The 13,279-nt window shown below is 60.7% G+C and carries 11 protein-coding genes and 1 pseudogene; 7 read left to right on the top strand and 5 right to left on the bottom strand.

What is annotated here, in order from left to right; translation table 11 throughout:
- Window positions 1-41: 41 nt before the first annotated feature.
- Entirely contained in the window at window positions 42-1,310 is a 1,269-nt protein-coding gene (locus KHO07_RS11755; protein ID WP_150734509.1) for an OmpP1/FadL family transporter, read from the top strand.
- 4 nt (window positions 1,311-1,314) lie between these two features.
- On the opposite strand, the pseudogene KHO07_RS29165 reads toward KHO07_RS11755, so the two are convergent.
- Window positions 1,315-1,509: pseudogene (locus tag KHO07_RS29165) on the bottom strand (nucleoside deaminase); the annotation flags it as partial.
- Between the two features lie 138 nt (window positions 1,510-1,647).
- Window positions 1,648-2,046: a nuclear transport factor 2 family protein gene (locus KHO07_RS11750; RefSeq protein WP_212627271.1), complete on the bottom strand. Its 399-nt coding sequence runs from the start codon at window positions 2,044-2,046 to the stop codon at window positions 1,648-1,650.
- 186 nt (window positions 2,047-2,232) lie between these two features.
- On the opposite strand from KHO07_RS11750, the gene KHO07_RS11745 reads away from it, so the two are divergent.
- The 4 genes from KHO07_RS11745 to KHO07_RS11730 are packed head-to-tail and all read left to right on the top strand — an operon-like array spanning window position 2,233 to window position 8,015.
- Window positions 2,233-3,426: an ABC transporter substrate-binding protein gene (locus tag KHO07_RS11745; RefSeq protein WP_150734510.1), complete on the top strand. Its 1,194-nt coding sequence runs from the start codon at window positions 2,233-2,235 to the stop codon at window positions 3,424-3,426.
- Between the two features lie 4 nt (window positions 3,427-3,430).
- A complete protein-coding gene (locus KHO07_RS11740; protein ID WP_150734511.1) occupies window positions 3,431-4,300 on the top strand; it encodes a branched-chain amino acid ABC transporter permease in 870 nt (289 codons plus the stop codon).
- Window positions 4,297-6,789 (top strand): ATP-binding cassette domain-containing protein, encoded by a 2,493-nt coding sequence (locus KHO07_RS11735; RefSeq protein ID WP_212627270.1) that lies wholly within the window; start codon window positions 4,297-4,299, stop codon window positions 6,787-6,789. The genes KHO07_RS11740 and KHO07_RS11735 overlap by 4 nt, the downstream gene beginning before the upstream one ends.
- On the top strand, window positions 6,786-8,015 hold the full coding sequence (locus KHO07_RS11730; RefSeq protein ID WP_212627269.1) for an amidohydrolase family protein: 1,230 nt from the start codon (window positions 6,786-6,788) through the stop codon (window positions 8,013-8,015). The genes KHO07_RS11735 and KHO07_RS11730 overlap by 4 nt, the downstream gene beginning before the upstream one ends.
- Window positions 8,016-8,039: 24 nt before the next feature.
- Here KHO07_RS11730 and KHO07_RS11725 read toward each other — a convergent pair whose 3' ends face one another.
- The 3 genes from KHO07_RS11725 to KHO07_RS11715 all read right to left on the bottom strand — a co-directional run bounded on the left by KHO07_RS11725 (window position 8,040) and on the right by KHO07_RS11715 (window position 11,030).
- The gene (locus KHO07_RS11725; protein WP_212627268.1) at window positions 8,040-8,732 is read right to left on the bottom strand and encodes a GntR family transcriptional regulator; all 693 of its coding nucleotides are present in this window, start codon (window positions 8,730-8,732) and stop codon (window positions 8,040-8,042) included.
- A 113-nt stretch (window positions 8,733-8,845) separates the two neighbouring features.
- A complete protein-coding gene (locus KHO07_RS11720) occupies window positions 8,846-10,417 on the bottom strand; it encodes a gamma-glutamyltransferase (RefSeq protein WP_212627267.1) in 1,572 nt (523 codons plus the stop codon).
- A 112-nt stretch (window positions 10,418-10,529) separates the two neighbouring features.
- The gene (locus tag KHO07_RS11715; RefSeq protein WP_212627616.1) at window positions 10,530-11,030 is read right to left on the bottom strand and encodes a chalcone isomerase family protein; all 501 of its coding nucleotides are present in this window, start codon (window positions 11,028-11,030) and stop codon (window positions 10,530-10,532) included.
- A 367-nt stretch (window positions 11,031-11,397) separates the two neighbouring features.
- Here KHO07_RS11715 and KHO07_RS11710 point away from each other — a divergent pair, with 367 nt between their 5' ends.
- Entirely contained in the window at window positions 11,398-11,703 is a 306-nt protein-coding gene (locus KHO07_RS11710) for a DUF6482 family protein (RefSeq protein ID WP_150734519.1), read from the top strand.
- Window positions 11,704-11,728: 25 nt separating this feature from the next.
- A complete protein-coding gene (locus tag KHO07_RS11705) occupies window positions 11,729-13,267 on the top strand; it encodes a cryptochrome/photolyase family protein (protein ID WP_212627266.1) in 1,539 nt (512 codons plus the stop codon).
- The last annotated feature ends 12 nt before the right edge of the window (window positions 13,268-13,279 follow it).

Raw genomic sequence — 13,279 nt, 5'->3', positions numbered from 1 at the left:
GGGGTCGCCATTTCGGACAATGGAAAGTACCGAGGTCAACCATGCCAATCAGAACCGCTGCCTTGCCATCCGTTACCCTCCTTGCGCTGTGCTGCCAGCAAGCCTGGGCCGGCGGCATAATGCTTTACGAAATCGGCACCGATAATGCTGGCCTGGCCAACGCGGGTGCCGCCGCTCGCGCGCAGGGTCCATCGACCATCGCCAGCAACCCGGCGGGCATGAGTTACCTGCCGGGCACGCAAATCACCGGTGGCTTGCAGGTGTTGTATGGCGACTTGAGCTTCGATCGCGACGCGGGCACAAACTCTGCCGGCAGCGGCAGTGGCAACGCGCTCGATCCGATTCCCGGTGGCAGCTTCTTCATCAGCCATGAGCTGGACGATCACTGGAGTGTCGGCTTCGGCCAGTACGGTGATTTCGGTCTGGCGGTCAACTACGACAACGATTGGTCCGGGCGCTACTTCGCACAAAACTCCAGCCTACTGGGTTTGTCCCTGGTGCCCAGTGTGGCGTATCGCTTCAACGAACAATGGTCGGTGGGCGTCGGTATCAAGGCCATGTACGGCATGCTGCAGGCGCAAACCGCCATCGACCGCTCCCCCTTGGGTTTCACCGATCGTACTGATGGTCAGTACAAGTACGAGGACGGCGCCTGGGGTTATGGTGCCAACGTCGGGGTGATCTATGCCCCGCAACCCGGCACGCGTATAGGCCTCGCCTACACGAGTAAAGTCGACCTGGACTTCGAGGACCGCCTGGATGTCAAAGGCGACGGCCGGTTGCTGGAACGCATCAACGATACCAACACCAAACTCGACACGACGGTTCCGCAGACCGTAACCCTGAGCCTGTTCCAGCAACTGGACCGGCAATGGGCCCTGCTGGCCTCGGCTAACTGGCAGGACTGGTCAGAGTTCGGCGAGATCGGTGTGCAGGTCGACACCACGGCATTTGGCGCGCAGTCGAAATCGGTCGACGCCGGGTTCAAGGACACCTGGCACCTGTCCCTTGGCGCGCAGTACCAGGCCACCGAACAATGGCTATGGAATGTCGGCGTGGCCTACGACAGCAGCGCCGTCTCCGATAGCAAACGCAGCGTGATCGTGCCCATGGGCGAATCCTGGCGCATCGCCACTGGCGCTACCTACGCGCTGAACAAAGACACCGACATCAACGTCAGCTGGGCCATGGTCTGGCTCGGCGACATGCCGGTGGACCAGACCAAGGAGATCTCGGGCAATCAACTTTCCGGTGAGTTCGACAATGCCTGGATTCAAGCCCTGACCGGCAACATGACCTGGCGATTCTGAGGCGTAGTTCGGCGTGCCGCGTGGGATCACCCTGCGGCGGCCTCGAATGGTTGCCCGCTTCGACAATCAGCTTGCCGTCACGGTCAGCCACCAGCGCAGCGAACGGATGACGGCCACGCTCTTTTGATGCCTGCGACAAGGCAATGGTCTGGCGCAGCAACGCCAGATCCAGATCGCTGACCAGCTTTTCTGCTGACACTCGGGAGGCTTTTCTAAACCACAGCCTGCACGCCGGCAGCCCATGTTCGGGCTGCGGAAAGACCGAGATGAAGTAAAGCAGGCGGCAAAACTGCGGCACTGCACTTCACCTCGTTTACCCATCAACAAAAACACCCTCTCACCCCTTGGCAATCTCCGGCATCAACAACCACTCCGCACTGTCATTCCAGACATCCATATGCGTGATCTTGCCGTCACGCACTTCGAAGCGGTCCAGATAGCGGTTGCCCGAGAAGCGGCGGCCGTCCGGCCATTCGCCGAACAGTGTGCCGTTGGAATACACCACCGTGTGGTCGCCCCGGTCCATCCAGTCGAAATTTCCCAAGGCCTTCTTGACCCAGGCGTAGCGTGAGCCGTTGAACGCGGTGATCGTCTGGGGATCGGGCATGGCGCGGCCACCGGTGAACGTGATCTTTACATCGTCGCTCATGAACGTGGCTGCCCGGACCGGATCCGGAGCCATGGAGGCCTCAAGAAAATTGCTAACAATCTGTACATCTTTGTTGATTTCCGACATCGCTAAAACTCCTGACTTAAGGAATGACCAGTGACTGAAAACGCCTTTGCATGGTGCAAGCCGCCTTCTTTTGGAGCGAAAAGCGGCGTAATAGCCAGCAAAAGCGCTTGTTTTGGAGGCTGTTGTGACTGGCATCCTACTTGCTAGCAATAATTATGCAACTGCTAGCAATCAGGAGATTCAACTATGGCCATCCGGCTTCCAAACCTGCAACGTCTGCTGTTTCCCGTGGCTGCAGCAGTCACGCTCAACCTGGCAATGTCCGGTGGCGCGCAAGCGGCCGAACCGCCGATCAAGGTCGGCCTGGTCGCCGCCCTTTCGGGTCAGTCGGCCAAATCCGGCGAGGCGCTGACCCGGGGCCTGACCATGGCCATCAACGAGGTCAATGCCAGCGGCGGCGTGCTCGGGCGTCAGCTGGAGCTGGTGCGTCGTGACGACGAAAGCAACCCGTCCAAGGGCATACTCGCCGCTCGCGAACTGGTCCAGCGCGAGAAAGTCGCCGTGCTGTTTGGTGGTCTTGATACGCCGGTTTCCCTGGCCATCGTGCCGCTGGTCAATCAGATGAAAGTGCCGTTCATGGGCATCTGGGCGGCCGGTACGAAAATCACCGAGAACGGCGCAGCCGATAACTATGTGTTCCGGGTTTCCGCCGTCGATGAACTGGTGGATGAAGCGCTGGTGAAATACGGCGTGGACCACGGCATGAAGAAGCCGGGGATGATCCTCATCAACAACCCATGGGGCGAGTCCAACGAGGCTGGCTTCAAGCGCGCCCTGGAAAAACGCGGCATGGCCAACGCCGGTGTCGAGCGTATCCAGGACAGCGATCTCGACGTGGTGCCGCAACTGACCCGCTTGAAAAACGCCGGTGCGGACACCCTGCTGCTGGTCGGTAACGTCAGTCCCTCGGCACAAGTCGTCAAGTCACTGGATCGCATGGGTTGGGACGTGCCGGTGGTCTCGCATTGGGGACCGGCGGGTGGTCGCTTTGGCGAGCTGGCCGGGCCCAATGCATCTCGCGTGCATTTCATTCAGACCTACGTGTTCACCGAGAACAACAGCGCCAAGGGCGATGCCCTGCTGGCCGCGTTGAAAGCGGCTTACCCGCAAATCAAGACGCTGGCTGACGTCACGCCGGCAGTGGGCATTGCCAATGCCTACGACGCGCTGCACCTCACCGCGCTGGCCATCGAGAAAGCCGGCAGCACCGACGGCAAGGCTGTGCGCGACGGGTTTTACGCCATCAACGAATACGACGGCTTGATCAAGCAGTACAAGCAACCGTTCACCGCATCCAGGCATGACGCGCTGGGGCCTGACGACTACCTGTTCACCCACGTCGTCAACGACCAAATCGTGCCGCTCAAGCCTGAGGAGTAAGCCCATGTTCACCGCCGCCATCGTCACCGGCCTCGGCCTGGGCAGCATGTACGCGTTGCTGGCCTTGGGTTTTCACCTGACCTACGTCGTCTCGCGCACCGTCAACTTTGCCCAGGGCAGCGCCATGATGGTCGGCGCGGTGCTGGGCTACACCTTCTGCATCACCTGGGGCTGGTCGCTGTGGCTGGCCCTGCCGCTGACGCTGATTCTCTGTGCGCTGTACGGCCTGGTGATCGAGCGCTGGCTGGTACGGCCCTTCCACAGTCGCGGTTCACAGGCCTGGCTGATGGCGACGGTGGCGGGCGGCATTCTGGTGGATAACCTGGCGCTGTTTACCTTCGGCAAGGAGCCACGCCAGTTTGAAAGCAGCATGGTCAACCTGAACTTCGAGTTGTTCGGCAGCAACGTCGGTGCGCTGCAATTGCTGATTCCGCTGGCAGGCGCCGGCATTGCCCTGGCGCTGTATCTGGTGCGGCGTTACACCCGGCTGGGCAAAGTGCTGGAAGCCTGCGTGCAGAATCCCCGCGCGGCGATGCTGATGGGGATCAACGTCAATCGGGTGGTCGCCATCGCCTTTGCCGTGTCCACGGTATTCGCTGCCGTGGCGGGTTTGTTGATTGCGCCGCTGTTCAGCGTCAACGCGGAGATGGGCATGTTGTTCGGCCTGAAGGCGTTTGCGGTGGCCATTCTCGGCGGCATCACCAGCGCTGGCGGCGTGTTCACGGCGGGGCTGCTGTTCGGCCTGACGGAAGCGTTGATCACGTTGTATTTCGGCTCCGCATTCACCCAGATCTTCACGTTTGCGCTGGTCATTGTCGCGCTGGCGATTCGTCCCAACGGTCTGTTCGGCAGCCAGGCATTGGTAAAAGTATGAAAAACCTAAACACCCTGGCCGCACCGGTCTTCATTGCCCTGCTCGCCATCGTCTGCGGCGTTATTGCGTTCACGCTCGACAGCTATTCATTGCTGGTTTTCACCCTCTGTGCCCTGGCGGCGGTGGTCGGTGTGGGCCTCAATATCCTGATCGGCCTGAGTGGGCAGATTTCCTTCGGGCATATCGCCTTCTACGCCATCGGCGCCTATGTGTCGGCGTTGCTGACCCTGGCGGGCTGGCCGTTGTGGCTGGCCCTGCCACTGGCCGGTGTGGTGGCCGGGCTGGTCGGCGCACTGTTGGCCATTCCCGCACTTCGGGTCAGCGGACCGTATCTGGCGATGATCACCATCGCCTTCAGTTTCGTGGTGCATCACGGCCTGATCGAATGGCGGGACGTGACGGGCGGCTCCAACGGCTTGATGGGTATTGCGTCGCCGGAAATCGCCGGCCTTGATCCAGCGACTGTCCTCGCCCTGTTGGCCGGTGCGCTGATGATTGGCGCCCTGCTGTTCTATCAGCGCTTGAGCCACAGCAGCTGGGGCAAGGCCATGCGCGCGGTGAAAGCCTCGGAAATTGCCGCCCGCTCACTGGGTTTCAACCCGGTCATCAGCAAAACCCTGGCGTTTGCCCTGTCGGCGGCATTGACCGGACTGGCGGGCAGTTTGCTCGCACCCTTGCTGATGTTCATCAATCCTGAATCCTTCCCGTTCTCCCAGTCCATTCTGTTTGTGCTGGCGGTGATTGTCGGCGGCAGCGGGATGCTGTTCGGGCCGCTGATGGGTGCACTGCTGATTGTGCTGGTGCCGGAACTGCTGTCGGACTTTGCCGAATACCGCTTGCTGATCTTCTCGGTGTTGCTGCTGTTGGTGCTGTGGATTGCGCCCAACGGGCTGCTCGGCGCCCTCGCCCGACGCTGGATCAAACCGACTCGCTTGCTGCCGCCCACGCAGATCAATCAGCAGCGCATCGCCGCGCACTTGCGCAGCCGTGGCCCGTCTTCAGGTTTGCGGGTCACTGACATTGGCATTCGCTTCGGCGGCGTGCAGGCTGCGCAACACGTCAGCCTGCATGCACCTGCCGGCAGCATCACCAGCATCATCGGCCCGAACGGCGCGGGTAAAACCACCGTTCTGAATATGATCAGCGGGTTTTATGTACCGGACAGCGGCCAGATCGAATTGCAACAGCCGCTGGCTGGCCTGCCTGCCTGGAAAAGCGCCCGGGCCGGTATCGCTCGCACTTATCAGACCACCCTGCTGTTCGGCGAAATGTCGGTGATGGACAACCTGCTGGTAGCGATGCAGAAGGGTCGCCTGGGCCTGCCGTTCAGTCTTTCCACTGGCGAGCAGCGAAGCCTGGCGCTGGATCTGCTGGCACTGGTGGGCTACCGCGGCGAAGTGAATATTGCCGCCGAGGACTTGCCCCATGTGGATCGCCGCCTGGTGGAAATCGCCCGCGCACTGGCCACGGCGCCTGCGGTTTTGTTGCTGGATGAACCGGCAGCGGGACTCAGTCGGCGCGACACTGATCATCTGGCGTTACTGCTGCGCAAACTGGCGGATTTTGGCCTCACGGTGATTCTGGTCGAGCACGACATGGAGCTGGTGATGTCGGTGTCCGCGCACCTGTTGGTGCTCGACGCTGGCAAGCCGATCGCGTCAGGTCCTCCGGCTGAAATCCGTCGCAATCCGCAAGTGATCGCCGCGTACCTGGGCGGCACCGATTATCAGGCCACGCCGCGCGAACAGGCCTGGGATGGCAGCCGCGATGCGCGCCTGTTCGTCAAGGATCTGGTCATCGACTACGGCGCATCGGCGGTGGTCGACAAGGTCAATCTGCTGGTCAATCCCGGCGAGCTGGTGGCGATTCTCGGCGCCAACGGTGCGGGTAAATCGAGCATCCTGCAATGCCTGGCAGGCCTGCATCGCGCCAGCGGCGGCAGCATCCTGCTGGACAACGAAAACATCGAGCAGGCCAACGCCAGCACCATTGCGGCAAAAGGCCTGGCGCTGGTACCGGAAGGCCGTCAGGTATTCCCTTACCTGAGTGTGCGCGACAACCTGTTGCTCGGTGGCTATTCACGCCGCGAAGCCTTCGATGCCGACGCTGAAATCGAGGCCATCCTCAAGCGCTTCCCGCGTCTTCGCGACCGCATCGACAACCCGGCCGGGCTGCTTTCCGGTGGTGAACAGCAAATGGTCGCGGTGGGTCGCGGCCTGATGGCCAAGCCAAAGGTTCTGTTGCTGGATGAGCCCTCGCTTGGCTTGTCGCCCGCCATGATCGGCGAGTTGTACGACGCACTGGCCGCACTGCGCGACGAAGGCGTGACCATCCTGCTGGTTGATCAAATGGCCAACCTCGCCCTGCAAGTGGCGGATCGCGCTTATGTGCTGGAAACCGGGACCATTGTCAAAGCCGCCAGCGCCGCAGCGTTGCGCGACGACAAAGAGCTGGCTGCCGCTTACCTCGGTGAAGGGGCCGTCGCATGAGCGCCCTGAAAATCATCAATGCCCGGGTGGATGACGCTCACCGTAATAGCGAACTGTTGGTCGAGGACGGCTATTTCGTCGCAACCTTCAGCAAGGACGCCAGCGATTGGCAAACCCTCGACCTGCACGGCCAACTGATCATGCCGGGACTGATCGAAACCCACCTGCATCTGGACAAGGCCTGCATCATGCAACGTTGCCATCTGCATGAAGGCACGCTGGCCGAAGCGGTGGCGCAAACGCGCGCAGCGAAAGCCGAGTTCACCGAAGACGATGTCTATCAGCGCGGTGCCCAGGTGCTGGACAAGGCGATTGTGCAAGGCACCACGCACATTCGTACCCATGTCGAGCTGGACCCGCAGATCGGCCTGACCGGGTTCAATGCCATTCGCCGCTTGCAAGCTGACTATGCCTGGGCCATTAGCCTGGAGATCTGCGTGTTTCCCCAAGAGGGCCTGCTGAACAATCCGGGGACTGAAGCGCTGTTGTGCCAGGCACTGGAAAGCGGCGCTACCGTCCTCGGCGGCTGCCCCTACATGGACAGCGACCCGAACGGGCAGATCCGGCGCCTGTTCGAACTGGCGGTGCGCTACGACTGCGATCTGGACCTGCATCTGGATTTCGACCTGAACCCGGAAGGCATGACCGTCATGGAAGTCGCACGCTGTACGCTGCTGCATGGCTGGGGTGGACGCGTCACCATCGGCCACGCGACCAAACTGTCGGCCTTGCCCAAGGAGCCGCTGACAGTGCTTGGCCTGCATCTCGCCAAAGCGGGCGTACAGGTGACATGCCTGCCCAGCACCGATCTGTTCCTGACGGGCCGGGAGGCGTTTCACAACAAACCCAGGGGACTGGCGCCATTGGCGCATCTGCATGCTTGCGGCGTGACCTGTTCGGTGTCGACCAACAACATCGGCAACCCGTTTACGCCGTATGGCGATGCGTCGTTGATCCGTCAGGCCAACCTGTACGCCAACGTCAGCCAGATGGGCACGGTGGCGCAACTGCGGCAATGCCTGGCCTGGGTATCAAGCGAGTCGGCACGCCTGTTGAGGTTGGCGGATTACGGCCTGATGCCGGGCTGTCGCGCTGACTTCATTGTGTTCGACGCGCCCTCGCCTGCGGCAGTCATCGCCGACCTATGCGCGCCGGTCATGGGGTTCAAGGGTGGGAGGCAAACGTTCAGCCGGTCGGCTGCAACGTTGATGAAACCAAGTGGTTAACACTTCGGGGCAGGCGCTCGAGGGTTAATCAATCAGCGCCTGCTTGAGGTTGAACTCCTCAGGCGCACTTTCTTCCAGGGCCAACTGCCCTTCCAGTTCGTCCAGGTGTTCGAGCATCACCGCCACGGCTTTTTCGTTATCGCCATTTTCCAGCGCGGTGATGATCTCCTGATGTTCATCCGAAGCACAGGATGGCACGTCATTGCGTTGATACAGCGCGACGATCAACGAACTGCGCACCATCAGGTTGGCGAGGATGTCGCTCAGCACGGCATTGCCGCTGATCTCGCCGAGCAGCAGGTGAAATTCGCTCAGCTCGCGGACGATGGCACGTCGATCCGTGTCGTTGGTGGCTTTGCGCTCGTTGTTCATATGTTTGGCGATACGCTGGCGCTGCTTGCGCATCACCGCCGGCGTGATGGCCTCGACAATCGCCCGTTCAATGGCGCGACGAGCGCTGAAAATATCTCGCGCTTCCCTCGCGGTCGGCTGGGCAACCATAGCGCCGCGATTGGCTTCGATGGTCACCACTTTTTGCATCGCCAGACGCTGCAACGCCACCTGCACATGATTGCGGTTGGCTTGCAGGGTTTCGACGATATGTGCTTCTACCAATCGAGTGCCCGGCGGCAGGCGATGCTGGGCGATAGCCTTGAACAACGCATCGACGATACGTTGCACCTCAAGCTGTTTGGCGGTGACAGTGCTCAAGCCCATCCTTTCCTCTGTTGTCCAGAAAGCCTCAGGCCAATACACAAGGCTGCGGATGGCGGGCAATCGGCGGCATTATCCGCCAGCGGCACCCACCCGGCAAATACTCGGTTCAACCATCAGTACGCCTGACCGAGACCCGTGCCCTCGCCCCGTGGATCATGCATGGCGCTGCGTCGGTCATCGGCATCGATGGCGATGATCCCGGCGTGGCCGGTCATGGGGCTGCGGACAGGGATGATTTCCACTTCATGCCCCAGCATCCCGAGGCCTTCAATCGTCGCGGCAGCCATGTCGCCTTCCAGCTTGAGGTTGTCAGTGCTGTCGAAGAAGCTGCGGCCCAACAGAAAGCGCGGAGTGTGCAGCGCCTGATCAATGGGCTGCTGGTAGTCGATCAGTTGGGTCGCCAGGACCATTTGTGTCTGCGGTTGACCATCGCCCCCTTGCGTGCCGAAGAACCAGCGTCGGCCATCGTCAGCCAGGTAGCAGGACGGGTTGAGCGTGTGCGCCGGACGCTTGCCCGGGGCCCAGCCATTGACGTGCTCGGGGTTGGCGTTGAACCCGGCAGCGCGGTTCTGCCACAGCACGCCAGTGTCACCAAGAATGCAGCCCGAGCCGAAGTCGTGAAACAGGCTCTGGATCAGACAGGCCGTACGGCCCTGGGCATCGGTTGCGGCCATCCACACGGTATCGGCGGGACGCCCCGGCTCGCTCCACGGAGCCGCGCGCTGGTCGTCAATGGCATCGGCGTAAGCCTGAATCTGCACGCTGTCGAGGCTGGCAGCAAAATCCCAGGGCTTGCTCTGCGGATCGCACAACTGCGCATTGCGCCGCAGCAGGCCTTGTTTGATTGCCTCGACCAGATAGTGATAGTAAAGCGCGCTGCCGTTGTCGACGTCCGCCAGCGGCTTGTGTTGCAGTGCGGCCATGGCCTGCAAGGTGTACAAGCCCTGGCACGGCGGCGCGACATTGTAGAGTCGGCCTTCGCGGTATCGGACCGAAATCGGTGCGACTTCAGGGGCGCGGGTTGCGGCCAGGTCGGCAGCCGTCAAGCCACAACCGAGGCGATCAAACGCAGCCCCGAAAGCCTCGGCCAGTTCACCGTGGTAGAAATCCTCGACGCCGTGTTTCGCCAGATGCCGAAGGGTGTTGGCCAACTCGGGCTGGCGCAGGGTATCGCCCTCGCGTAGCCAGCGCCCGTCGGTTTTGCACAGGCGATGCAGGTCCGGCAATTGCTCGATCAGCGGCTGACGCAGGGTCTGCCAGAACAGTTGCGATTGCGAAACCACGACACCTGCATCCGCCACGCTGGCGGCGTCTGTCAACAGGTCCGCCCAGCCCAGCCGGGAGCCCCATTCCTGGCGGCTGATGTCCGCTGCGGTCTTCCAGCTCGCCATCGCGCCCGCCGTGCTGGCCACCGACGCCGCACCGCGCAGGGTGATGGTCCCGCCCTCGGGCAGACGTTGCCCGGCCTGGCCGATCCCCACGATGGTGCGCACCTGGCTGTCGTGGATCATCCATAGGGCATCGCCGCCCAGACCGGTCATGTGCGGAAAAACCGCTGCAAGCATGGCACTGGCCGCCAGCATCGCATCAATGGCAGTGCCACCCGCGTCGAGAATGCGCATGCCGGCGGCGCTGGCATCGGCATGGGGCGTACAGATCACAGCACGACGGGAGGTAGCGATCATGGTTCAAAGGCTCTCTTTTGCTAGCTATCGATAATTTGATTGTTAGCAAAAGCAAGATGTATGCCTTCTGTGTGCTGTGGGAAAGGGGTGGTGCCCTGACCTCACCCCGGCCTCAGGGCTTCGCTGTTCCCAGCAATTGGGCGCGCAGCTCCGGGTTGCGTGTTCGCGGGTCTAGCCAGATCGCAAAAAAAGCTTTGGCAAACGCAGCATCCCTGACCACGTGTTGTAGTTTCTCGCCGACGTAAAAACGTGCGCCCTCTCCAGGTTTATAGACTCCGGTGATGCGGTCACCTGCGCGCACATCGACAAACGCCTGCTGCATTTCCCATTCCCAGCGCGTCAACAACTCTGGAGTCAGAGAATTGGGCGACAGGCGACGGATTTCCTTGATGCTGGCCTCGACCAGATCATCGCGACTTACATCACGACGGTAGGTCAGCTCCAGTGCAAAAGGCACATCCGCACCCAGCGGTTGACCGGCAATCAGGCGCGGGCTCCAGAACTGCGCGCTGTAGATAGAGAAACCAAACACGCGCAAGTCCCCGCGCCCCAACAGACGAGCATCGGGTAAAGCCTCACGCCAATCGGCAAACAGTTCTGCGCTCTGGAGCATCAGAACAAAACAGATAACGCGGCGGATTAGGCCGTCCGGCTGCCTGGTCATGCGAAGGCCTCGATAAGACTCAATGAACGTCCTTAAAACTTATACCAAATAATGAATTTGTATAGTTTCTATCTCAAATTCGAGTGCCCCCGAAAAAACGGCCACCGACGACATGTACAAATGATGCAGGTGCCAAGGGGCTCAGCACGATTCGCCGTCGCTGACGCGCACATCGAGCTGCCGTGGGCATTGGCTCATGGTTATCACCGCGCAACAATGACGCACATTGTCAGCTCGTTTTTTTAGGACTATCTTAGTAAAAACCTATACACACCAACATCGTATGTACAAGTAAACGCGAGGCAAGGAGTACATCTTGAACCTGCAAACGTTGAGCGAATGCGCCACGAAGGGTGAAGTACGAGAGTTGGAATTGCTTTCGCTGGAGGGCGGTTTTTATCTGGCGCGAGTAAGCTTCGATCACGGCCAGTTCACCTTGCTGGATGAAACAGCGAAGCCATTGCACCTTCGCTCCGTCAATCACCTGCGCGAATTATTGCAGCTTGTCCCTCCTTTTCCCTGCGTACTTGTTCAGCACTGCGTTCACGATGAGATGTGCGGCTCACGTGACGGGCCCGTCGAGCCAATGCGCATTCCTTTCTCGCTGGCAGCGCCCTGGTGAGTCACATTTGGCCGGGGACCGTTAAATGAGCAACGTTCGCCGACTGTGCCTGGTTCTGGGCGACCAACTGTCGTTCGACCTGGCCTCATTGCAGGGGCTGGACCCCGAGCACGATACGGTGCTGCTGGCGGAGGTGATGGAAGAAGCCAGCCATGTGCCCCACCACCCGCAAAAAATCGCACTGATTTTCAGCGCGATGCGCCATTTTGCCGAGGCGCTGAGGCAGCGCGGTCTGCGCGTGCATTACGTCACCCTCAATGATCCACACAACAGCGGATCGTTACCCGGCGAATTACGGCGTTTGCTGTCACTGCTGCAACCCCAGGAATTGCACCTGACCGAGTGCGGTGACTGGCGCCTGGAGCAGTCGTTCAAGGACTGCGGTTTAGCGATACAGTGGCACAGCGATAGCCGTTTTCTTTGCACCCGCGCCGAATTTTCGTCCTGGGCCGAAGGCAAAAAGCAGCTGCGCATGGAGTTCTTCTACCGCGAGATGCGCCGTAAAAGCGGCTTGCTGCTCAATGGTGATGGCAGCCCGGTCGGCGGCGCCTGGAACTTTGATGCCGAAAACCGCAAAGCCCTGCCCAAAGGCATGGGAGCGCCCTCGCCCGTGCGCTTTTCGGCCGATGCCATCACCCAGGATGTGCTGGCGCTGGTGGCAGAAAACTTCTCCGGCCACTACGGCGCGCTCGACACCTTTGACTACCCGGTGACCCACGCCGATGCCCAAGCCTTGTGGGACTACTTCCTCGATTGGGGTCTGGCGGCCTTCGGCGACTATCAAGATGCAATGGCCAGTGACGAGCCTTTCCTGTTTCATGCGCGAATCAGCGCCGCGCTGAATATCGGCCTGCTGGACCTGCGTCAGGTGTGCAGCGACGTCGAGGCGGCGTACTGGGCGCACCGGATTCCCCTGAACGCCGCCGAAGGCTTTATCCGTCAACTCATCGGCTGGCGTGAATATGTAAGGGGCGTCTACTGGCTGAAAATGCCCGACTACGCCGGCGGCAATCTGTTTGGCAACAGCCGGCCGCTTCCGGAGTTCTACTGGACGGGCGACACCCAAATGCACTGCATGGGTCAGGCAATCGGCCAGAGTTTGAAACATGCCTATGCCCACCATATTCAGCGGCTGATGGTGACCGGCAACTTTGCGCTGCTGGCTGGCATTTCGCCAAACCAGATTTGCGACTGGTACCTGGCGATCTACATGGACGCGTTCGACTGGGTTGAACTGCCCAATACCTTGGGCATGGTCATGCACGCCGATGGCGGTTACCTGGGCTCCAAGCCGTACTGCGCCAGTGGCCAATATATAAAGCGCATGTCGGATTACTGCCGTAGCTGCGCGTACAAAGTCAATGAAAGCACGACGGACGATGCCTGCCCTTTCAATGCGCTTTACTGGCATTTCCTGATGCGTCACGGCGACCTGTTGCGCAGCAATCAGCGCATGGGCATGGTCTACAAAAACCTCGACCGCATGACTGAACTCAAGCAGCAAGCACTTTGGGAACGAGGCGAGCAACTGCTCGCCAAACTGGATGCCGGGGAGTCGTTTTGACGCGTCATCCAA

The sequence above is a fragment of the Pseudomonas sp. PP3 genome (genome assembly GCF_905336995.1).
GTDB lineage: Bacteria > Pseudomonadota > Gammaproteobacteria > Pseudomonadales > Pseudomonadaceae > Aquipseudomonas > Aquipseudomonas reinekei.
The sequence above is the reverse complement of the archived record's forward strand: the minus strand, read 5'-3'. Positions and strand labels throughout refer to the sequence as shown.